Annotated in this window: 11 protein-coding genes and 1 pseudogene; 10 read left to right on the top strand and 2 right to left on the bottom strand. The window is 59.0% G+C overall.

All coding sequences use genetic code 11. The annotated features are described in order from the left end of the window. Positions 1–266: 266 nt before the first annotated feature. Positions 267–1268 carry a DNA cytosine methyltransferase gene (locus RM96_RS14560; protein ID WP_039011531.1) on the top strand — a complete coding sequence of 334 codons (1002 nt, stop codon included), beginning with the start codon at positions 267–269 and terminating at the stop codon, positions 1266–1268. Then, positions 1205–2425 (top strand): restriction endonuclease, encoded by a 1221-nt coding sequence (locus RM96_RS14555; RefSeq protein WP_238587274.1) that lies wholly within the window; start codon positions 1205–1207, stop codon positions 2423–2425. Before RM96_RS14560 ends, RM96_RS14555 begins: the two co-directional genes overlap by 64 nt. A 30-nt stretch (positions 2426–2455) precedes the next feature. Here RM96_RS14555 and RM96_RS37120 read toward each other — a convergent pair whose 3' ends face one another. Beyond that, a complete protein-coding gene (locus RM96_RS37120; RefSeq protein WP_082016552.1) occupies positions 2456–2917 on the bottom strand; it encodes a very short patch repair endonuclease in 462 nt (153 codons plus the stop codon). Positions 2918–3343: 426 nt separating this feature from the next. Here RM96_RS37120 and RM96_RS37115 point away from each other — a divergent pair, with 426 nt between their 5' ends. From RM96_RS37115 to RM96_RS14520, 8 genes are all read left to right on the top strand, one after another. After that, complete coding sequence (locus RM96_RS37115) at positions 3344–5557, top strand: sensor histidine kinase (protein ID WP_082016551.1); 2214 nt, start codon at positions 3344–3346, stop codon at positions 5555–5557. A 2-nt stretch (positions 5558–5559) separates the two neighbouring features. Further along, positions 5560–6684, top strand: a complete 1125-nt coding sequence (locus tag RM96_RS14550; RefSeq protein WP_052279516.1) for a response regulator — start codon at positions 5560–5562, stop codon at positions 6682–6684. Positions 6685–7476: 792 nt separating this feature from the next. After that, entirely contained in the window at positions 7477–9459 is a 1983-nt protein-coding gene (locus tag RM96_RS14545; protein ID WP_052279515.1) for a UvrD-helicase domain-containing protein, read from the top strand. 475 nt (positions 9460–9934) lie between these two features. Next, positions 9935–12781, top strand: coding sequence for a helicase-related protein (locus tag RM96_RS14540; protein WP_202966738.1), 2847 nt, complete (start codon positions 9935–9937; stop codon positions 12779–12781). Continuing rightward, the gene (gene drmB / locus RM96_RS14535; protein WP_152624114.1) at positions 12781–14682 is read left to right on the top strand and encodes a DUF1998 domain-containing protein; all 1902 of its coding nucleotides are present in this window, start codon (positions 12781–12783) and stop codon (positions 14680–14682) included. Before RM96_RS14540 ends, drmB begins: the two co-directional genes overlap by 1 nt. Positions 14683–14685: 3 nt before the next feature. Beyond that, positions 14686–16419 (top strand): nuclease-related domain-containing DEAD/DEAH box helicase, encoded by a 1734-nt coding sequence (locus tag RM96_RS14530; RefSeq protein WP_039011526.1) that lies wholly within the window; start codon positions 14686–14688, stop codon positions 16417–16419. Positions 16420–16676: 257 nt separating this feature from the next. Next, positions 16677–19808: an SNF2-related protein gene (locus RM96_RS14525; protein WP_039011524.1), complete on the top strand. Its 3132-nt coding sequence runs from the start codon at positions 16677–16679 to the stop codon at positions 19806–19808. Between the two features lie 23 nt (positions 19809–19831). Continuing rightward, complete coding sequence (locus RM96_RS14520) at positions 19832–21670, top strand: hypothetical protein (RefSeq protein ID WP_152624113.1); 1839 nt, start codon at positions 19832–19834, stop codon at positions 21668–21670. A gap of 371 nt (positions 21671–22041) precedes the next feature. Here RM96_RS14520 and RM96_RS14515 read toward each other — a convergent pair. After that, a pseudogene (locus RM96_RS14515) lies at positions 22042–22663 on the bottom strand (IS701 family transposase); the annotation flags it as partial.

Here is a 22663-nt window from a genome sequence, read left to right as displayed (position 1 = left end):
ACCGACCTCTCTGAAGACTCGTCAGCGGCGGCAACTTGCGAGCGTGGCAGGAGTCCTTACTGGGCGTATCAGAGCTCCTGCCGGCGCTGGGTGTCCATGGATTGGTCCTCAGGGCAAAAGCGAACGAGTGTTCCGTTGCGCAACGGTTGGCTGGTCGGCCTGGTGAAGCAAGCGCAAACCTGGTAGTCTACCCGCAGCCCGAAAGTGGGGAAGAAAGGCTCCCCGGGTCGCAAATGTCGCACAAGCTAACGCGTTAGAAGACCAAAATGGCAACCTTTGTAGATCTATTTTGCGGTGGTGGATTTGGTGCCAGAGGTGCTGTGCGAGGAGGAGGCATCCCGTTGCTGGGGCTGGATGCGTGGGATTTGGCCACAAAGACTTATAAGGCCAATTTTCCCAAATCGGATGTGATTACCGACTTCATAGAAAACGTAGACACGGACGCACTGGGTCGAAGGTACAAGCCGGACGTGCTCCTGACTTCCCCGGAATGTACGTCGCATTCCATTGCGCGGGGGGCCAAACCAGGCTCTGAGTCTAGCCGTGAAACTGCGATCGGCATCGTTCCGTGGATAAGGTCGATGCAGCCGCGCTGGGTGATCGTCGAGAACGTGAACCGAATGAAGAGATGGGACCGACACAATGAACTCGTCGAGACCATCGAAGGATTCGGCTACACGGTCAGTGACCTTTTCCTCAACTCAGCTGATTTTGGGTCTGCCCAGGCTCGGAAGCGAATGTTCCTGGTCTGCGACAAGCAAGGGTCCACAGTTAGCCGCGAGCAGCTGCTGGCTCTTGCTGGCAATCGCTCGATGACGGCCAAAGACATCATAGACTGGGAAACTCCGCATCGATCCAGCCCGCTGCACAAGCCGGGGAGAGCGAAAGCCACTCTAGAACGGGCTGAGCGTGCCATTGCTGCCCTCGGGAAGAATGTTCCGTTCATCATTGTCTACTACGGCTCCGACTACGCTGGCGGTTGGCAAACGCTGGACGTGCCACTACGCACGATTACTACCGTTGATCGATTCGGCTTGGTCACTTGGCGCAAGGGGGTGCCTTACCTCAGAATGCTTCAGCCTAACGAACTGCTCAACGCTATGGGCGGGGGTAATGAACATCTGCTACCGCATGGCAGTCGCAGGGAGAAAGTGAAGCTTTGCGGGAACGGTGTATGCTCCGACGTCATGACCGCCATCTTTAAATGGATCAGCGCCGCACAGGCGAAGAATGTGAGGAAGCCAAAGGTGGCAGGCCGGGGGCGATGACCGACGAAAATCTGGATACCGTCGATTTGTTGGTGGACCAGGTTTATGGGGGATCCAGAAACGGAAACTCTTCAGATGACCCCCTACCCAAGCTGCTGAATGTCGACAACGGAGCGGGGTTTCGCCACCTCGGACAAAGGCCTGAAGTAAAGACTCTAAAGCTTCTAGTCTTGAAGACCAGTTTCTCGGATGTGAACTGGCCTGACGCCCTGAACAGCGAAAACGGTACATTCGTCTACTACGGTGACAATCGTATCCCCGGAGACCTGCATCAGACCCCCCGGCAGGGAAACCTCATGCTCAGGAATCTGTTCGACGAGGCACACCAACGGCAGCAGAGCCCTACTTTCCCGCCCATCCTTCTCTTCGGCAACACGGGCGTCTATCGCGATGTCCGGTTCATTGGTCTAGCGGTGCCCGGCGCGGCGGGCATGGGCGCAGATGACGATCTGGTGGCCGTCTGGCGGACGAGCGGCGATGGCGTTCGGTTTCAAAATTACAAGGCTACATTTACCATTCTTGACGTTCCTGTTGTGTCCAGAGCGTGGGTGAAAGACATTCAAGCAGGCAAGGCAATCTGCTCCATTCACGCCCCCAAGCCGTGGCTGGATTGGGTTGGTGGCAGAAAATTCACGCCGCTAAAATCAGCCCCAGTCAGCGTAATAAGGTCCAAACAGCAGCAGCGTCCCCAAACGCCAGAGCTTGCCGCCTACGCGCAGCTCATTTATGAGTTTTACAAGGAAGATTCCTATGCGTTCGAGCGGTGCGCAATGGAGCTGGCGCGCCTTTTTATGCCGGCTATCCAGACATGGGAAATTACTCGCCCTTGGCGAGATGGCGGACGGGATGCCTTGGGAACCTATCGGATCGGTCACGGCGCCGGTGCGATAGACGTCGATTTCGCTATGGAAGCCAAATGCTACGGCATGAACAACGCCGTGGGGATAAAACCTCTTTCGAGGCTCATTTCGCGCCTCAGGCATCGCCAGTTCGGCATTCTGGTTACGACGTCCTACCTTGACTTGCAGGCGTATCAGGAATTGGTTCAGGATGCCCACCCGGTGGTGGTCATATCGTCGTCGGGAGATATCGCTACGAAACTAAAAGAACGGTTCGGGAGCCTCGACAACGTAAGGATCTGGCTGCAGAAAATCTAAGCATCTTCGCACCTGGATGGCGGGATGGTATCAATGGTTCCTAAGAGCACTCGCCGGGATTTCACCCAAAGGTCTGCTCCCTGCGATCCATTCCACCAAGTTTTCCGTTAGTCGCCCTGCTACCTTGCCCTTGGTGGCGCACTCCCACACGACAAGCACTCGCCACCCCGCTGACCGGAGCGCGGCAATGGCCCTGCAATCTCGTTCGACGTTGCCAGCCAGTTTGGCTCGCCAGAACTCTGCGTTTGTCGCGGGCGCCTTGACCAAACCGCAGTCGCTATGAGAATGCCAAAAACAGCCGTGGACAAATATGGCAACCTTGCGTCCAGGCATGACGACATCGGGCGCACCAGGCAGATCGCGTCTGTGCAGTCTGAAGCGGTAACCTGCAGCAAACAGGGCCTTTCGTACAATCAGCTCAGGCTTGGTGTCCTTTCCCCGGATCCCGGCCATCATCCTGCTGCGCTTCTCTCGGGCTACGATGTCCGTCATTCTGGCTCCGACTTACCGTAACTCCGGTATCTCACCAAATTCTTTCAAGATCAATCTTGTCGCTAAGGCGGTTAGCGAGTACCGAAGCGAGGTAGGCAGCCACGTTGGCTTCGCAGCCTGGAGACCACCTGGGTCCAGGTGACTGCCGTACTCTCAATGAGAATATCTTGGCACTTTACACTAAAGAGTGCCGGCGATTTCCCCAATGGCTTCATTGTTGCAGCGCGTTGGGAAGTCGGCAAGACTCGTCTTGTGCGTGGCGACCTACACGCCATCTGGATCGGGTAATATTTGGGGAAGAGAATTGCTCCTCTCTGTACTACCCGGCTCGGAGAGTAGCGAACTCTGGCGTATTGGGGGAGCTGGCGTAACCTTCTGTTGGTGGGCGATATAGAACTCCTCAAAATATGCTGATAGGACAAGTAGATGAATAGCGAAGCCGGCAATATCTCGCAGCGCTCTGCATTTAGACCTCGTGCTCGCATAATGAAGACATTAGGCGAGGAACTCATAAGCAGCGACACTGTTGCAGTAATTGAGCTTGTAAAAAATGCTTATGATGCGAACGCAAAAGCGGTACTCATTCGCTTTGTTCCACCGCTTGTAGCTGGCGATGGCTGTATTGAGGTAATTGACAACGGCTCGGGTATGAGTCTTGAGACTGTGCGGGGGGCCTGGATGGAGCCTGCAACCCCGAGCAAGAGAAAGAAGAAGGTCAGCGATGGTCGGCGAGCGCTTGGAGAAAAAGGAATCGGACGCTTTGCTGCAGCAAGGCTTGCTACGTCCCTAGACCTGTTCAGCAGAGAGCCGGGGAGCTCAAAGGAAGTGCATGCTTTCTTTGACTGGACACAATTCGAAAATGATGAGACTTATCTCGATGAGATATTCATGCCGATTACCCAGCGGCCGGCGCAAGAAGTAAGCAAAAGTGGAGTTTTGAATTTATTGTGCGAGCTTGGCGAACTTAAAGGCAGATACGACTACTCGCATGGGACCGTGCTGCGGTTGAATCGCTTGACGCAAGACTGGGCACGTAGCCATTTTGAAGACCTGCAAAGAGGGCTTTCACGTCTCGTTTCACCATTCGCTACATTGCAGGATTTCCGAATCAAGGTCTCGGCACCCCCGCCCTTTGCAGAATTCTCAACCGAAATAAATCCACCCGATTCGATTAATTATCCTCATTATCTTGTTGAAGGGGAGGTTAATGCCGACGGTGACTGTAACATCTCCTATTCTGTACTCGCAATCGGCCGCAAGGAGAGCTTTTCTGGGAAGCTCTTCAAGACATCAGCGGGATGGATTGTCAGTGAGCCATCGGCCAATACAAGTGCGGATGGTAGTGCACCTAAATGTGGGCCAATTAGGATCCATCTAAGGATATGGGATCGTGATGACCTGGGCAACATAGTGCAGAAGACGGGCGCCACGCTTTCCAGTGTCCGCCACGATCTCGATGCATTCGCCGGAGTGAACATTTATCGCGACAATTTTCGCGTGATGCCCTACGGTGAGCCAAATAATGATTGGCTTCGCTTAGATATGCGCCGGGTTCAAAATCCAACAACTAGGCTTTCGAATAACCAGATTGTCGGCTATGTGAGCATAACAGCAGATGGCAATCCGGAGCTGCAGGATCAGTCTAATCGAGAAGGGCTGAGGGAAAGCGAGGCGTTTTCCGATTTGCAAGGGATTATTCTATCTATACTGGCGCAGATAGAGACAATTCGAAAAGTTGCTCGTGTGAAGGGGAGTCGTGCCGTCGCGAAGGATGAGGTTCGTCAGAGGGGGGGCTTATTTGCGGAGGTTGACCTTTCCCCTCTAAGAACGCATCTGGAGCAAGCACATCCGTCAGATAAGGCGGTCACAGCGCTGGTCGACGAGGCGGCCCACTCATTTGCCAGACAGCTTGAGGAAATCAAGGCTGTTGTAGCTCGCTATCAAGGTCTGGCAACCCTTGGCAAGCTCATGGACGTTGTGCTTCATGACGGGCGACAGCCCCTCATGAAAATTGTGAGTGAGGCTGTCCTGGGTCAGGAAGATGTCGACGCCGTTGGTGATGGTTCTCATCCGATTTTCTCAAAAATTCGACACCGTTTTGGTTCGATTGAAAAGCAGGGCGGCGCATTGCGGACGGTTTTCCGAAGAATTGAGCCATTTGCTGGCCGAAAACGAGGGCGCCCTGCGCAACTTTATCTCGAGGAAATCATAAATGGCGCCTTCGATTTAATGGAGACGCGGGTAAAGCAGTTGGGCGTTATCGTTATGCTGCCTAAAACACAAACACTAGTAAGAGTTGATCAAGCTGAGATACAAGAGGTTATCGTAAATTTGTTGGAGAACAGTCTGTTCTGGCTTGAAACTGTTCCAAAGGGGGCGCGTAGAATCGCTGTGGATGTTCGGCGGACAGCTGAAGAACAAGTGGAAATAACTTTTGCTGATTCCGGTCCTGGTGTGCCTGTGGCAATAAGGGATTCAATTTTCGAACCATATTTTTCGTCGAAACCGAATGGCGTCGGATTAGGGTTGGCTATTTCTGGGGAGATTGTTAGCGATTTTTATGGCGGCACGCTTCAGCTTATGGATAGTTCGAGGCTGGGCGGCGCAGCATTCCGGGTAATTTTAAAAAAACGCGTATAAAAATGAAGTGGAACATTCTGATTGTCGACGATGATGCCGAAATAGCAGCCTCTGTTGATGAGTTGATCGCCGGCAACAAGGTTGTCGCAGCGCCAGATACGATCGCATGCACGAGATTGACGACCTTTGAAGAAGCGATCGCGCAACTCGAAACAAGTCGTTTTGATCTCATTATTCTTGATCTGAAGGATGATGAAGCGGATGCCGCAGTAGATGATGGCGGTACCTTTAGCGGCGAAAAGGTACTTGAGGCTTTGCGGGCCTCAAGGTTTACTCCGGTGATATTTCATTCAGGCTTTGCTCACAAAGTAGTTCACTTGAAAAGCCCTTTCGTGCGTGTTGTTACGAAAGGAGAGCCACCTGCAACGCTGCGTGCCGAGATTTCAAATATACTTGGAACGCGGCTTCCGCAGCTGGTTCGCCACATCGAAGAGCAGCAGCGGTCTTATTTGTGGGACCATATTGAGAATCACTGGAAGGAGGGGGAGCAGATATGCGAAGGTAGCGATTTGGCATATCTTGTCGCAAAGCGTCTTAGTAATGCACTTGGAACAGACTCGATCCGCCGCTTTTTCAATATCTCTGCCGATGACGATACTGTAAGGCCCGTGGAAATGTATATCTGGCCGCCGTTGAACAATTTTATTGGATTCGGCGATATTCTGGTGTCCGTGGCGGAGGATAAGCATTTTGTGGTGCTCACACCGGCATGTGATTGCGCCCAAGGCAAGGTTGAAAAGGCGCTATTAGCAGAGTGTTCGCCGATTGAGCGGCAACCCGAGTACGTAGCTATCGCCGAGGATAAAATGAATAAGGCGGATATTAGCAAGAGTAAGCGCAGCGAACTCACCTCGCTAATTCGCGATCGCCGCTCGCGTAAAGGTTTTCAACCAGAACGCTATAAGTTTCTTCCTAAAACAATGTTTCTGCCGGACTTGGTCGTGGATCTGCAGCAGTTATGCCAAATTACCTTTTCGGATCTTCAGGATCCATCCAAATTCCGCCGTATCGCGACATTGGATAGTCCATTCGCTGAGGCCCTCCAGAATAGGTTCACCCAGTATTATGGGCGTGTTGGGACTCCTGATCTGCATGCAGATATGTTGTACGAAAGAATAATCCAATAATTGAATGTTTGGCGGTGGGGGACTTGACTTCCATGGCTGCGTAGAAACGCTCTTTATATATCGACAGCTGATTCAGTGCGGGACGCCAAGCGAAGAGCACAGAGGGCTTGGGTGCTAAGTAGTGTCGACCGCCGGGGACGAAGTTACGGGGTGACGATGCCCAAGAGGGTGGGGCCGTATCCTCTCCGGCTGTGTGATTCTTCTAGTAAACCCTAGCTAGTTCTGCGCTGGCAGGCTCCTGACCTGTACTGCAGTTGTAGGACTTTGGCTTGGTGAAGTGCTTGCAGCAGGGCTTCTTGGCCGGCGCGCCTCCTTCAGCACAGCAATGATCTGGCTCTGCGCGAATCCCGTCTTTCATCGTTTTGTGCCCTCTCTGTTGACTTGCATCCAAATCCGACCCGGGTATAGGTCGGATTTGGATGCAAGTCGATCAGCGAGGGGGACTTAAGTATCTAACTCGCGGCGCAGCTGCGCCTCCGAGTCAAGACTAGGGGTGCGGTTTCTTCATGCGGTGGGCAGACATAATCGGGTCGGCGGGAGCACACTTTCTCAGCGCTGGTTGTATAAACACGGCCACACACATTGGATGTTGCTGCTAAACTGCCTTTCAGCATACTTTTCACAAGAACGTATAACGTCGAAAGTGGGCGGACGGAGCTGTCCGCGCAACTCTGGAAATCTGCGCGGCGAGCACGGGCTCTTCAGCTCGAGGGCGGCATGCAGGATCTCCTTACGACGCGCCAAGTCTAGGCGCGAAGGCGTCCGCCGACGGGATCAGGGGGGAAGGGGGGTATGGGTCATGTTTTGCCGCAGGGCGCAGGTCAGTCGTTCACCCCGAATCCGGAACAGAGCGCGGTCATAGAGGCCCCTTGCCACGAATGGTTGCTTGTCGTCGCGGGGCCCGGGACCGGGAAGACCCAGGTGGCGGCGATGCGTCTCCTTCACCTGATGCGGCAGGGCCTGCAGCCTGCACAGATCCTCGTCCTCAGCTTCTCGCGTAGCGCGGTGGCAACGTTGGCGCGACGCCTCGCAAGTCTTCGGCTGGATGACGAGGGCCTCGTGGAAGACCTGCGCCACCTCGCCATTAGGACGTTCGATTCATGGGCCTTTCGCATGCTTCGCCAGAGCGGGGCGCCAGTCGCACAGCTGCTATCCCAATCTCATGACCAGAACATCACGCTCGTCACAGAAGCCTTGAATCAAGGCAGCAGCGCGATGGTGGATCGCCTCGCCGGGATCGGCCACGTGATCGTCGATGAGTTCCAGGACCTACCCGGCGTGCGCGCAGATATGGTTGCTTCGCTGCTGTCGCGACTCAGTTCAGACGGAAGGAAGCGGGTCGGCTTCACAGTGCTGGGCGACCCAGTGCAGGGGATCTACCGCTTCGCGGCGCGCAACAGCGGCAATCCGACGCCGGCTGATCCTTGGCTCGATCTCAAAAATCGGATGGGGCCGGAGCTTCGTGAAATCGCGCTCACGAGGAATCACCGGTCGACCGAACAGCTGGCGGGCATGGCAACCAGCCTGCGGAAGATTCTCAGTAGCGGCGCACTGGATGCCGAGAAGAAGCTAGCCGCGATGAAGCGATTTCTCGACCGGTTGCCGGTGTCGGCATCGGACGCGAAACTCGACTCCGCATGGCTATCGCAGCTCCCCGAGGGCTCGCTCGCGATCCTCACCCGAACGAATGGAGAGACCCTGCGAGTCTGGAAGATGTTGCTCGGTGACTCTTTCGAGGGGCCATCTGTTTCCGTCAGGATGCGGTTGGCCGGGGCGGTAACGAGCGCGCCGGCGTGGATCTCGGCGTTGCTGTCACGATTTAAGCTTCCTACGATCACCCGCAAGGTCTTTGAGTTCGCCTATGCGAAGGTTGACAGCGAGCTAGACCCGGACATCTGTCGCGATTTAAACCTGCCCCCGATCGAGGTCGCCTGGCGTCGGCTGGCCCGTGCCAGCGGCGCTTCTGATACGGTGACCTCCATCGACCTCGGCGAACTCCGGAAGAGACTCGAATGGCCTGATTCGTTTCCGGACGACCAAGTCAGAGAGGACGCTGCGGTCTACATCACGACCGTCCATCAAGCCAAGGGCATGGAATTCGACAACGTGGCGCTTCTCGACGCTCGGGCACGGGAGGATGACGACCCGCCGGGTGATCCGCTCGAGGAAGCGAACGTGGGTTTCGTTGCAGTGACACGAGCGGGGCGCCAACTGGGTCGCCTGCCATCGTCATCCATCTACAAGGCCCCAACCCAGAGGCGCTTCGAGTACGGCCGCGTCCGACAAGTGAACTGGGGCAGGATGGTCAACTTCCAGGCCGGACTGCCAGGAGATGTCGAGGCGTCGAGCTTCGTGGACCTAGGCACGCATGGTGATGTAGCGGCCGTCGAGGCTGTGCAGCAGGCGCTTCTTCATCATGTCAGCGATTGGCGTGGTCACAAGGTTGTCCTGCGGCAAGTAAGTGCCGTGGCGGACTCGAGGCGCGCGCGTGACGTCCGGTACGAGATCCGTCTGCAGACTGCCGAGGGCGACGGATTGCTTTTCGGTCGGACTGCCGCGCAGCTAACGCATGATCTGCTTGACCTGCTCTGGAAACCCGGCTACGTGCTCCCTCGCGTTATCTACAACCTTCGGATCGCCGAGGTCATCTCGACCTGCGCAAGCGCCGAACTGCCCGACACGGTGCCGGATCCATGGCGGTCGAGCAGGATGTGGCTTGGCGTCTCCCTCGCTGGTACCGGTGATTTCAAGACCTGGAAGCGTCATGACAACTGACACTCACGATAAGCAGACGGTCCGATCGGAGCTCGTGCTAATGGCGGACTCGTTGCTGGTAGGACCGCTAAAGTCGGACGAGATTATCGAGTCGGCGCCTGTCGATACCTACCTAACCGGGATCCTCTGGCCGCACGGTGCGCCCATGGACGGGATCGATGACGACACCGGGCTGGATTCTGGCAGCGCAGAGGAGTCAGGAGCGGAGTCCGCTATCCCTGGCTACCGGGCAATCCGACCATGCTCGATCGGGATTACCTTCGCTGTCAAGGCCGGTGCTTCTGTGACTATCAGCTTGGGGACAACCTCCCGGTATGAGCCGATGGAGACACCGGCGCCTGCAGTGACTGAGGAACCGTCCACAGCTAGGGAAGGCGAGACGAAACCGAAAGCGGATCCAACGCCCGCTCGGGGCGCGATAGCAGCTACAGGCGGGGCTGCAGTGCCGCCACCGCGTCGGGTATGGGCTCGTCGCATGCTAGGCTACTCGGTAACGCTTCCACCTGAGGCCGAGTCGTCAACTGCCAGAATAAACAGATTCGTCAGTCTGGATGGCAGAGAGGTCATCGATACGAGGCTCTGCCTGCACGTGCGCCGTCGCGTCGGTGCGAAGCAAGACGTCTACACCGTGACCCTGATAAACGAGGAGCCCGAGTCGGAGGATGCAGGTTCCCGCGATGCAAGGTGCCTGTTACAGACGGAGATAATCGTTCGCGCGGATGCGGCCGGTTCGCCGGCAATTCAGCCCAGGCCCCTGCCGCCGCTCGACAGCGGCGACGAGGATGCACTGACGAACGCACTGCTGTACCGCGACGTCCGCGAGTTCGCGGTGGGGCATGGCATTGCGGCAACTTGGCAGCAGGACCCGGGTGCGACGGTCGGCGAGGTCCGGACTGCTTGGCTGCCGCAGTCGATCGTTCGTGGTACCAGCACGGATGGCCACGATCTCCTTGTACACTTTCGTGCTGAATGGCCCGACGCACTGCATGCTTCGTTCCTGGGCACCGAGTCGGCGAAGGACCAAGTAATCCAAGCCCTGGAAGCGTTCGCTTCGTGCTACGGAAGGTGGATCGCCGAGACACTCGCGCCGCGCATTGGCCAGTTCGAAGGTCCGCTGCATGACGCCGCGAGTGTCAACCACAAACGATGCATCTCGACATTGGATCGGATACGGCGCGGCGTGCAGTTGCTTCACACCCATCCTGCTGCGTGGACGGCATTCGCGCTCGCCAACGCTGCCATGGATAGGCAGGCGCGATTTCCGGCCAAGGGCGCTTCGCCGAAACCGCTGCTGTGGCGGCCGTTCCAGCTCGCTTTCATGCTCCTCGTCATCCCCGGGCTTGTCGACCCCTCTCAAGAAGATCGCACGTGTATGGATCTGCTGTGGTTCCCCACCGGGGGGGGCAAGACCGAGGCCTACCTCGCGCTCACGGCATTCCAGATCTTCCACCGGCGCCTCGTCGACAGCTCCCGGCGAACGACAGGCGGCGTCGATGTGATCATGCGGTACACGCTGCGACTGCTCACAGTCCAGCAGTTCCAGCGCGCGGCGGCCCTGATCACCGCCTGCGACCTCATTCGCAAGGAGGACCTGCCGCGCCTAGGTGATGCCCGTATTTCGCTCGGGCTCTACGTCGGAGCCGATGCAACGCCGAATAAGATGGAACAGGCCCGGGAAGCGATCGCGCAGGAGCACGCGAACCAGAGGCCGAAGTCAACGCCGCGCCAGCTGCTGCGCTGCCCGGTCTGCGGCTCCGAGCTTCGCGGAACGGCCTACCGGGCCGATCCCCTGCTGCCCAGGGTCAACATCGTGTGTGACAACCTGGGTTGCGAGACTGGCGGACGACCGCTGCCAGTGCTGACGGTGGACGAGGAGATCTATGCGGAGCCGCCGTCCCTGCTGATCGGAACGATCGACAAGTTTGCACAGATCCCGAGACGGACCGACATCCGCAAGATCTTCGCACTCGATGCTGGTGCGCCGCCCGAACTGATAATCCAGGATGAACTCCACCTCATCTCGGGGCCCCTCGGTTCCATGGCTGGCCTGTACGAGACTGTCGTCGATACCCTCTGCACCCGGGGCGGCATTCGCCCCAAAGTGATCGGATCCACGGCCACTATCGGTTATGCCGAGGCGCAGGTCCGTTCGCTGTTCGACAGGAGCGTCCTGCAGTTTCCGCCGCCGGGTTTTGACGCTTCTGACTCTTTCTTCGCGGTGCGTGACGATTCGGGACCTGACCGGATTTACGTCGGAATTCCCACGGCCGGTCGGAGTCCCAAGTTTGCACTTCAGGCGCTGGTGGCTTCGCTGCTGCAGTCGGCCTCAGCACTACGAGATACGGGCAAGGCGAACGATGTGAGCATTGACCCCTATTGGACTTGTGTCTCCTACTTCAACAGCCTGCGAGAGCTCGGTGGCGCATACGTCCTGATGCAGGATGACGTCCCGAGGCAGATGCAGTTCCTCGCCGGACGGCTAGCGGTGGAAAGGCGCGAGCTCCAGAACCAGCCGGTCGAGCTGAGCAGCCGTCGCTCTTCGCGCGAGCTGCCGGAACTTCTGCACGCGCTGTCCTCGACGCTTGACCAATTCAACGAGGATCCAATGGAGCAGCCTGAACCGAAGGACACGGTGCTGGCATCCAACATGATCTCGGTGGGCGTCGACGTTCCGCGGTTGGGGTTGATGGTGGTGAATGGCCAGCCCAAATCGACAGCCGAGTACATCCAGGCGAGCAGCCGAGTTGGGCGCGGCATCCCCGGTCTTGTGGTCACGCTCTATAACTTCGGCCGCCCGCGGGACTTATCACACTTCGAACACTTCCGGGCCTACCATGGCGCCCTGTACCGGAGCGTCGAGGCGACCAGCGTCACGCCCTGGGCTCCCCGCGCGCGCGATAAGGCGCTCCATGCGGTGATTGCCTCGCTGGTCAGGCATCTCGTACCAGGTCTGTCGGACGACGAGGGGGCAATGCGCTTTGACCCGTCCGAAGCCGTGGTGGTGAAGATACTGGCGACGATTCGGAAGCGAGTTGCCTCGGTATCTGACGGGACCGAAGCCGCGGACACCGCTTGGGACATCGACGCTATTGTCGAGGAGTGGGCAAGACGCAGCCAGGAGGCGCGGAGTTCCTCGGGGCGGCTCCGCTATTGGATTAAGAAGGCGCCTTACGGCCGCACGGCGCCGCATCTGATGTGCTCGGCCGAGGACGCGACCCCAGGCGGTAGCCAAGCATGGGCAACCCCAAACACCATGCGCGATGTGGAGCCGTCCACCGCATTCGTGCTCAAAACGATCGTAAGTAGATCGGAGGACAAGTAATGGTTACGGCAAAGAAGTCCTTCGGCTCTGGTGTCCCGGCTAAGAAGGTCATGGCTGCCACATCCGGCGTCGAGCCGCTCGGGAGGGTCCGCCGGTCCCAGCTCATCTCGACCTACGGTATCGGTGCAATAGTTGACCTCGAGAAGGGGTCCTTCATGCCGATGGGCCTTGAGGACTGGGAGTCCGCCACACGGTTGCCATCTCTGACGATAGGCGAGGCACGGCTGCAGGTGCAACTCGGTGTGAGCCACTTCCGCTTGCCGCCCGTGACCGAGGATCTGTCCGGTTTCCCTGGCCGTGTGGATTCCTCGCATTCGGTACCTGCAATACGTTTCCCCGCTTGGCACGAATGCCCGCAGTGCAACCGTATCGGCACCCCAAACAACCCGTTCCAACTGGCCGCCGATGGCTCACAGCTGGAGTGCCACGGACACGGCAAGCCCGTGTTCACGACGCCGGTCCGCTTCGTTATCGCCTGCCGGAAAGGGCACATCGACGAGTTTCCTTGGGAGTGGTGGGCTCACAGACGGCGGGAGGGCGGAATTTGCGACCGGCCTGCCATGGAACTCAAGTCCCGCGGCAAGTCTGCCGCACTCGCGGATCTCTACGTGCGCTGCAGGAGCTGTGGCGCCTCGGAATCACTCGGCGATGCGTTCCGGCCGGAGAGCGTGAAGGGTCGGCGCTGCCGTGGCGTACGCCCTTGGCTGCACGACCGGCAGCATGACTGCGATGCGCCTCCGAGAGTGATTCAGCGTGGCGCATCGAACGCGCACTTTGCTCTGGTCGCCTCAGCGCTCTCAATACCGCCCGTGTCTGAGGCCACGTTTCAGATCATCGACGGCAACTGGATCTCCCTGGGTGCCTTGCCGGCGGAGGCGGTAACGCCGGTGCTGACCAAACTTGCGGGCACCTACGGCGTGCCGCTCGAGGCGCTGCTAGCAGCCTTCCGAGAGAAGCAGAAGATCGAGGGGCTTCAGGCCGACCTGACCGACGCTAGTTCGCGTGCGGAGGAATACGCGGCGCTATCGCATGATCGGGACGATCCGATTGTGGGCGGTGTGGTGCCCCAGTTCTGCAACACTGTGTCTGCGCCACCGCCCGAGATTGCACGGTGGTTCGACCTAGTTGGCGCCGTGTCCAGACTTCGCGAGGTGCGCGCACTTGCCGGCTTCAGCCGGATTGAACCCTATCCCGTCAGCGGCGAACGAATCGCTGCTGCAATCCGGGAGGGCTTCGTCGCACCGCTGTCCAAGTCCCCGAGGAACTGGCTTCCAGCGGCCGAGATCCGCGGCGAGGGCTTGTTCCTTCGCTTCCGGAGCGACGCTATTGACTCGTGGCTTGCGGACAATCCAGAAATTGATGACCGCGTCGCCGTGCTGGAAAACCGGTCGGCGGCCATCGCGGGTGAGCGCGGGTATCAGCGCGACTACAGTATCACCGCCAGACTGCTCCTCGTTCATTCATTCGCACATGCGCTCATCCGAACCATCTCCATCGATTGTGGCTACTCGTCGTCGGCGCTCAGGGAGCGCCTCTACGTCAGCGAGCCTGACGGGCAGCGGCCCGCGATGAGCGGCGTGCTGATTTACACAGGCTCGGTGGACTCAGAGGGCAGCCTTGGTGGCCTCGTTCGTTTGGCCGACACCGCTCAGCTCAAACGCATAGTGCTTCGGACCGTGCGCTCGGCAAAATGGTGCGGAAGCGACCCGGTCTGCCTGGAGACGGACCCAGCCCAGTCCGGCGATCGCGTCAGCGGCGCAGCCTGTCACTGCTGCCTGCTCGTTCCAGAGACGGCCTGCGAGAAGTTCAATCGCGAGCTCGACCGTACCATGCTCGTCGGATCCACTGATGCTGTTACAGGCAAGGGATGGAAGGGCTTCTTCGGCACGATTGAGGACTGAGCGATGGCGACCCTGATACCCGAACAGCCGAAGGATTGTCCGTATGGCGAGCGCTCGGTCTATGAGAAGCTCGGACGTGACCTGGATGCCGACTGGATCGCATTGCACTCCCTCGGGCTCCACGGCCACGAGTCCAAGATTTGGGGGGAGGCGGACATCGTTGTGCTCTCGACGAAGGGCATCTTCGCTCTGGAGGTGAAGGGCGGCAAGGTCTCCTGTGACAAGGGTGTGTGGACCTTCGGCGAACCAACCGGCTCCTCGTACACCAAGCGCGAAGATCCCTGGACGCAAGCCAAGAACACGATGTTCGCGGTGCAGAAGAAGCTGCAGGAAGCGGACCGTGCATTCGCAGATGTGCTGTTCGGCTTCGGCGTAGTGATGCCCATGGAAACATTCACGACCACAGGCGCAGAGATCGAGCCGGCCGTGTTGCTGGACAAGCGAGAGTTTCGGGCCAACTTGGGCTGGTACATCGGACGCCTGCAGCGTCACTGGGTCGAGACATACCGGGAAAAGCACGGCCGCATTTATAGGCCACCGACGGTCGATGTAATCAAGCTCGCCCGCCGCATATTAAGGCCCGACGTAGATTCAGCCTTCAGCCTCGGTAGCTACCTCACCGGCGTCGAGTCCAAGCTCGTCCAACTGTCCAACGATCAAGTCCGAGCCTCACGACGCATGGCGGCGAATTTGCGGACGATCGTCCGCGGCAAGGCAGGGACCGGGAAGACTGTTGTAGCGATGGAGCGGGCGCGCCAGTTGGCAAGCGAGGGGTACAAGGTCCTGTATCTCTGCTTCAATCAACTCCTGGCGCAACACCTGCGGACTGCAATGGCAGAAAGCGGTCGCGCTTCCAGCGTGGAAGTGCGACACGTACACGCCCTTTACCGGGACGTAATCACCAAGGCTGGCATGCTCGATCGGCTGAACGTTACCGCAAACACGATCGAGCTTTTCGCCGAGGTGTACCCCAAGACCTTCGTCGACGCGGCTCTGGAGATCGGCCTGCCAGCCTGGGACGCACTCGTGATCGACGAGGCGCAAGATCTACTCACGCCCGATAACATTGACGCCTTCGACCTGATGCTCGGCAATCCGGGCATCAACCGCGGCCGGTGGCACATCTTCTTCGACCGCTACCAGAACATCTACAGCACGGACGTGCAGGAGCAGGTGGACAAGCGCCTTTCCGAGGCGCAGCCGGCCTTAGACGACCTCTTCGAGAACTGCCGTAACACGCGCCAAGTGGCTATCCAAGCCTCGATCATCTCGAGCATTGACTTAGCCATCGAAGGCGCACCCGAGGGCCCGGCCTGCGACAATGTCTACTACCGTGACCGTAAGGCGTTTCTTGCGCAGTTGGAGTCCACCGTGGCCCGCCTGCTGAAGCAGGACATCCGCCCGCAGGACATTGCTGTGCTGTCGACACGGACGCGAGAAAATTCCCTGCTGGCTGGCATCGATGCGATTGCGGGTGTGCGTCTCGTGGACGCCACCACCGCCACTGCCGGCGACCTGGTCTTCTCGACGATGCACTCTTTCAAAGGCTTGGAGCGCCTTGCTGTGCTGGCCATCGACATGAACGGCATCGGCGAACCCGAGCGGGCTATGCTGCACTACGCCGGCCTCTCGCGCGCCGTAGGCTTGCTTCACGTCTTCCTTCCTGACTCCGCACGCGGTGCATATGGCCGCCAGGCGGCAAGTTTTGCCACCCGCATGTCCGAACGTGCGGCCTGAGAGATTCAATCATGTCGGAATGCTGCTTCTTCGAGCGCTGAATCGTCGAGACCCCTGGACCAGGGTAGTTCTTCAAGCCGGTCCTCACGGCTCAGTAGCAGAGGGGTTCCGCAAAATAGAAGTCGCTGCGATGCGGTGTTGTTGGTGGTCTAGCGCCAACAGGGTTTTCTCCATAAGTACCCTAAAATCCGGCGCGGGTGGCTCAATTCCTGAGCCGGCCTGCGGCAAAACTGCTGCGACAGGGCGAGGGTGACCAGATGAGTGTTGATTTCCACGCGGGGCAGCGGGTGCGCCTCAAGTCGAATCCCACACGGACGGGTGTCCTATCGGGCGAGAAGACTGGTAATCCAGCGTTCCCGCGCTGGCAGGTGATCTTTCCCGATCGTACGGACTTCGTTCCAGGGCTGGCTCTTGAGTCCGTGCCGGACGAGGGCGGGAACGTCTTTGACGACATGCGTCGCCTGCGGTTCGGTCGCGCACGTGACCTTCGGTCTGCCCTGACACATTCCAGATTGGGCGGCAAGCTCGCCGACCTGATCTACAGCCTCTACACCACAAATACAGACTTCTACGCCTACCAGTTCAAGCCGGTGCTGTCATTTCTGGATTCGCCTTCGCGAGGTATCCTGATTGCCGATGAGGTGGGACTCGGTAAGACCATCGAGGCTGGGCTGATCTGGACGGAACTAAGGAGCCGGGAGGATGCCCGCCGACTTCTGGTGCTGTGCCCGGCGATGCTGCGCGAAAAATGGCGCCAGGAACTAGCCGACCGCTTCGGCGTGGAGGCGCGCCTGTGCAATGCCGAGGAAACTGTAGAGACGCTGGAGCAGGCTGCCGGCAATCCGAGGGCGTCGTTTGTCATCATTGCCAGCATGCAGGGCCTGCGCAGTCTTGCCGATGCGCCTGACGAGGACGAGGACACGCGCTCGCCGGCTGCTCGACTAAGGCGAATCGCAGAGGACAGCATTGGAGATGCATCGACGTTCGATCTGGTTATCGTCGACGAGGCGCATTACATGCGAAATCCGGAAACGCAGACCGCAAGGCTTGGACAGCTGCTTCGTCGCATGACGGACAATCTTGTCCTGCTGTCAGCCACTCCCGTCCACCTTCGCAACTCCGATCTGTTCCACCTCCTGAACTTGGTGGACAGCGACTCGTTTCCACACGAGTGGTCGTTCGATCAAGCCTTGCGCGACAACGCGCCATTGGTCGAACTGAGGGATTTGCTGCTTCAGGGGCAGCCTGACCTACGGCTCATCCGCGAAAAATTTGCTGCGCTGCGCGGATTTGAGCTCGCGCAGCGAAGCGAGGCATTGCAGTTTCTCTTGGAGTCTCCGCCTGATGGCGATGCGCTGGTGTCGATGGGGCGCCGACTTGAATTCGCAGAGCGGATCGACCGGATCAATCCGATAACAAAGGTCGTGACGAGGACGCGCAAGCGGGACGTGCAGGAGCGACGCGTGGTACGGCAACCGCACGCGGTCAGAGCCGAGATGACCCCGGTCGAAGCCGAGTTCTATCACCAGGTGACGACTGCAGTCCGTAAGTACTGTCGTGAGCTTGCCATGGCCGAGGGGTTCCTGTTGACGATTCCGCAACGCCAGATGTGTAGTTCCATGGCTGCTGCATGCCGATCCTGGTCGAAACGGACCGGCGATTTGGACGATGAGATTGACCAGATTCTGTGGGATGCCTTTGGCGATGCTGCGTCGCTCGATGGCGGCGATGGAAAGCGCCCTAATGCAGACGGCTTGATTGCGCAACTCTCACGCATCGCGCGGGATGTGGGTGACTACGAGGCATTGCGAAGGAACGATTCAAAGTTCGAGACGCTGCGCGACCAGCTGCTTGAGTACTGGCGCCTAAACGCTGGCGCAAAGGTGGTGCTGTTCGCCTACTTCCGGGAAACATTGCACTATCTCGCTGAGCGATTTGCAGAGATCGGCGTGGATTCTGTTGTGCTAATGGGCGGCATGGACAAACAGGCCGCCCTCGAGCGATTCCAGGCAGTAGACGGCCCCACACTGCTGCTCGCGTCCGAGGTGGCGAGTGAGGGCGTGGACCTCCAGTTCTCGTCGCTGCTGGTCAACTACGACCTTCCTTGGAACCCGATGCGGATCGAACAACGCATCGGCCGAATCGACCGCATCGGTCAGAAAGCGGAGCGGATCGTTATCTTCAACCTCTTACTTGCAGGAACCCTGGACGAGCGCGTCTATGTCAGGCTGTTCGAGAGGCTGCGCATCTTCGAGCAGGCCTTGGGCAGCATCGAAGCCATACTCGGAGAGCTGGTGCGGGAGATGAGCTTCGACCTGCTGCGTCACGATCTCAGCGACGAGGAGGAGAGCGACGTCATCGAGCAGACACGCATGGCGGTCGAGCAGAAGGCTCGCATCGAGGAGAATCTGGAGCAGGAGGCAGGCCGGCTCGTGGCTCATGGCGACTACTTGCAGCAGCGCATTGCAGCAGCGCGACAGCTGAACCGCTACGTCACTTCCGAGGATCTGCATGCGTACGTGAGTGACTTCATAGATGAGTACTGCCAGGGTGCGCAGCTGGTCAAGGTAAGGGATGGTGACCCAGCTGTTTGGGAGGTCGACCTTGGGCCCTTTATGCGCGCCGCGTTCGCGGATTTTCTGGAGAAGGAGCGCCTGCAGGGACGGACTCGCTTGGCGACGCCCGCGTCGGGGCGTCAGCCCTGTGTGTTCGAGAACCTTCTCCGACGAAGCCGAAACGACGCGGAGGCAATCTCGCAGTACCACCCATTGGTGACGTTTGTACGGAGCCGGCTGGATGCTGAGGACCGGCACCGCCACCCGGCCGTGGCTGCGATGCGGGCGGACTCCGAGGCTGTCGGCGGACTTCCCCGAGGTGAATATGTGTTTGCGGTTGCGCGCTGGTCGGTCCGCGGCGAGCAGGAATCAGAGCGGCTAGTCTTCGAGGCTCGCCTGCTCGGTGCGAAAGAGTACTTGGCGGCGGAGGACGCCGAACGCTTGGTGACCGTTGCGGGGATGCAGGGGCAACCTTGGCCAGGGGCGTCTGGAAGACTGGACGGTGATGCCGTCGGCGACTGCTTCGGCGAGTTAATGGATTCCTTGGATGCCCGGTGCGACAACTTTATGGCAGCAGCGCATCGTGAGAATAGGGACCGGATCTCTTTCCAGCTGGACCAAGTGGACAAGCAGGAGGCACGTGAGATCGCTCGCCTGCGGGAGCTGATTGCACGCCTTCAAATGCAGAATAAGATTCGTACGATTCGGGCGAACGAGGGGCGAATCGTCAAGGCGCGCGAGCGCGCCGCGGAGCGTAGGGCACGGCTGCAAGCGCGCAGCGACCTGCGGCACGAATCCGAGTTGGTATGCACGGGTGTTGTCCTAATCGAGTGAGTGTAGACCGGGGGAAAAGCACGATGAAGCTTGGGACACAGCTGCAGGACGCGCTTCGGGCAGCGGGCCTACGGCCGCCGGCAGATGCCGAAGGGAAGAGAACAGGCAAGCTTGGCGGACAGACTGGCCGTCGCAATGGCGTTGTGCCGGCAAAGCCGGGCCAAGTGTCGGTGCCATCGTCATGGTCTGACGAATCGTCGCTGGTGCGGCTGGGGGTGCCGATATCGAACCCGACACCCGCCAAGACTCCTGATCGTCGCTTCGAGCTCGTCGCCCGAGGTCCGGATCGCAGCCGGGATGGCCAAGCGAAGCGTCCAACAGCTTCCCAAGTGAGCCGTGCATCGGTGGTACCGCAGGCCTCCCCTAAGTCCAGGTCAACGCTGGTACAGATCGGCTTATTCCATCCTCACGGGCTCTTCGCCGAAGACCCTTCCGACGAGGCGCCGCTGCCGCAACTGGCGAACGACGGCGTCGACGGCAGCATGACTGCAGATCCCGAGAACGAGACCGACCTGATTCTCGGGCTCGATTTCGGAACATCTTCAACGAAGGTTGTGATTCGAGACGCGTTCGCCGCAACCAGCGTATTCCCGGTGAACCTCAGCGGCCAGCGACGCGGCATCGACGGTTTCCTTCTGCCGTCGCGCGTCTTTAAGACAGCGGATGTCTATTCGCTCTCCGGTGGCACGCACCGGATCTCAAACTTGAAGCTCGGCCTGCTGGAATGTCCGGCTCGGAGTCCGGTCACGGAGTTCAATGACTGCTGCGCCTTCCTGGCGCTTGTCATTCGCCGGGCTCGTGCATGGCTGTTCACGGAACATCGCGACGTTTATGCTAGGCACGCCGTGAACTGGCGGGTGAATCTTGGCCTTGCGGCCCGTTCGTACGAGGACAAGACGGTCGTTGATCTCTTCAGGCGCCTGGCATGGGCAGCGGCGAATCTTGCAAGTGATTCGGAGGCGCGGCAGATCACGACTAGCCAAGTCGAATCCTGGCGCCGGCGCTCGCTCGATGTCTTGGCCGGACGGGACCGCGTCGTGGACGGTCGGGCCGCATTCGCATGGGATGAGGTCGATGCCGTTCCCGAAGTTAGTGCCCAATTGCAGGGCTTCATGAAGTCAGCGCGGTGGGACTGGCGCTCACGGCCGGTGATGATGCTGGTTGACGTCGGCGCGGGAACGGTGGACACGGCGATGTTCCATGTCCGGGTACCGAGCGAAGCGGACGGTGTGCTCACCTTTTACTCAAGTCGCGTCGAGCCCAACGGATCCATGAACCTTCACCGCGCCAGGGTGGACTTGCTGAAACAGCTTGTACCCGAAGGCGAGATACATTGGCCGACTCGAGACTACCTGTGCTCGATCGAGAGGCCCACGGACCGGCTTCGACCGATTCCAGAATCGATAGGCGACTACTTGCCGGGATATGAGCTGCAAACCACGGGCATCGATCCTGACGAAGCGTTTCGCAGGGCGGGATTTCGCAGGCAGGTTGTCGGGTGTATCAACGATGCCAAAATAAGTAAGGGCATTGGCATTTATCAATTGAGTGGCGTTCCGCTCTTGCTGTGCGGCGGGGGCTCCAGGATGGGGTTCTACGGCAGCGTGGGCGAGGTAATTAACAGCACGCCTGGCTGGAACGTAAGCGTCGAGGTCCTGCGCCTGCCTGTGCCACAGGACTTGGCGGATTCAGGGTGGCATACCGATGGCTTTGACCGATTGTCAGTCGCGTACGGGCTAAGTTTGTCAGGGGAGGGAGGCGCAACGCTGGGCACCATCGTCCGGGCTACTGAGGTCCCCGATGTGCAGAGATACAGCGCTAGGTCTGAGGACGACCGATTTGTTTCGAAGGACCAAGTGTGATTTCGCCCCCTTTTATGGCTCTGCAAGAGGGGCCTTACCAGCCGATAAGGATCTCCACCAATTCCGGCTTCACATTAGTCATAAACGCAGTCGTATGACGGGTACCCGAAGCCCGGCAATGGCCTCGCCTTGAGTCTTCAGATACTTCATGAAGCCTTTGGTGTAGCGCTTCCAATTGGCGTCCTCACGGTGGCGGTCGCGCACCGGCGCGACGTCGACGCCTGTGAACGGGCTGTCTGTCCAGAAGAGACCCTTTAATCTTACTGTGTCACAAGAGAAGTCGTTTGTTCGGCCTCCGACAGCATGGACACATGGCGAGTCTGCCGATCATTAGAATGCTGAGTTGATGGCGGATCGTGGTGATCGAATCAGCCACGTGTCGCTGGGCGCGCTGGGCTGCCCCGCGGGATGTAATCTGCGGGAAGCGCAGGCGTTTGGCGTGCGATGAAGTTTTTTTTGGCGCCGACTGAACCGCCGGTGGTAATTCGTTCAGAGACCAGGAATCCATAGGCGGCAATGCTCAGTGCGGCATGGTGGTGATAGCCCCGCCACCCTCGGCCCTCGTAATGCCCGAGCCCCAACTCCTGCTTCAAATCCTGGTAGTCGCGCTCGATGCGCCAACGCATGTGCGCTTGGGCGACCAGTTCATCCAGCGCAATGTCGGCCGGGAGGGTCGATAGGAAGTACTTCAATGGGTCAGCGTCCCCAGCAGGCCACTCGATTAACAGCCACTGCTCGGGGCGCAGACGCGCCTTGCCACTATTACCACCGGCGTGACGCACGCATACGGCGGCAAAGCGCCCACTGAGCGTTTCGTTTGAGCCTTCGCGCCAGCTAATCGTCTGGAATGCGGTAGGCGGCAGGGAATGCGCCAGGTCCTTGACACTTATCGGCTGTCGATTGCGAGTGCGCCGCGGCATCACCGGCGGGCGGCCGATGCCGCTATATGGCTTCGGCGGCAACGGTTCCACCCCCGGTGGCCAGACCACAACC

It is taken from the genome of Cupriavidus sp. IDO, assembly GCF_000812465.1.
Classification (GTDB): domain Bacteria; phylum Pseudomonadota; class Gammaproteobacteria; order Burkholderiales; family Burkholderiaceae; genus Cupriavidus.
Note: the sequence above shows the minus strand (reverse complement) of the source record. Positions and strands in the feature narration are given on the sequence as shown.

Coding starts and splice junctions, on each gene's coding strand:
- RM96_RS14560 (WP_039011531.1), top strand. CDS start 267: ATGGCAACCTTTGTAGATCTATTTTGCGGTGGTGGATTTGGTGCCAGA.
- RM96_RS14555 (WP_238587274.1), top strand. CDS start 1,205: ATGGATCAGCGCCGCACAGGCGAAGAATGTGAGGAAGCCAAAGGTGGC.
- RM96_RS37120 (WP_082016552.1), bottom strand. CDS start 2,917: ATGACGGACATCGTAGCCCGAGAGAAGCGCAGCAGGATGATGGCCGGG.
- RM96_RS37115 (WP_082016551.1), top strand. CDS start 3,344: ATGAATAGCGAAGCCGGCAATATCTCGCAGCGCTCTGCATTTAGACCT.
- RM96_RS14550 (WP_052279516.1), top strand. CDS start 5,560: ATGAAGTGGAACATTCTGATTGTCGACGATGATGCCGAAATAGCAGCC.
- RM96_RS14545 (WP_052279515.1), top strand. CDS start 7,477: ATGGGTCATGTTTTGCCGCAGGGCGCAGGTCAGTCGTTCACCCCGAAT.
- RM96_RS14540 (WP_202966738.1), top strand. CDS start 9,935: ATGCTAGGCTACTCGGTAACGCTTCCACCTGAGGCCGAGTCGTCAACT.
- drmB (WP_152624114.1), top strand. CDS start 12,781: ATGGTTACGGCAAAGAAGTCCTTCGGCTCTGGTGTCCCGGCTAAGAAG.
- RM96_RS14530 (WP_039011526.1), top strand. CDS start 14,686: ATGGCGACCCTGATACCCGAACAGCCGAAGGATTGTCCGTATGGCGAG.
- RM96_RS14525 (WP_039011524.1), top strand. CDS start 16,677: ATGAGTGTTGATTTCCACGCGGGGCAGCGGGTGCGCCTCAAGTCGAAT.
- RM96_RS14520 (WP_152624113.1), top strand. CDS start 19,832: ATGAAGCTTGGGACACAGCTGCAGGACGCGCTTCGGGCAGCGGGCCTA.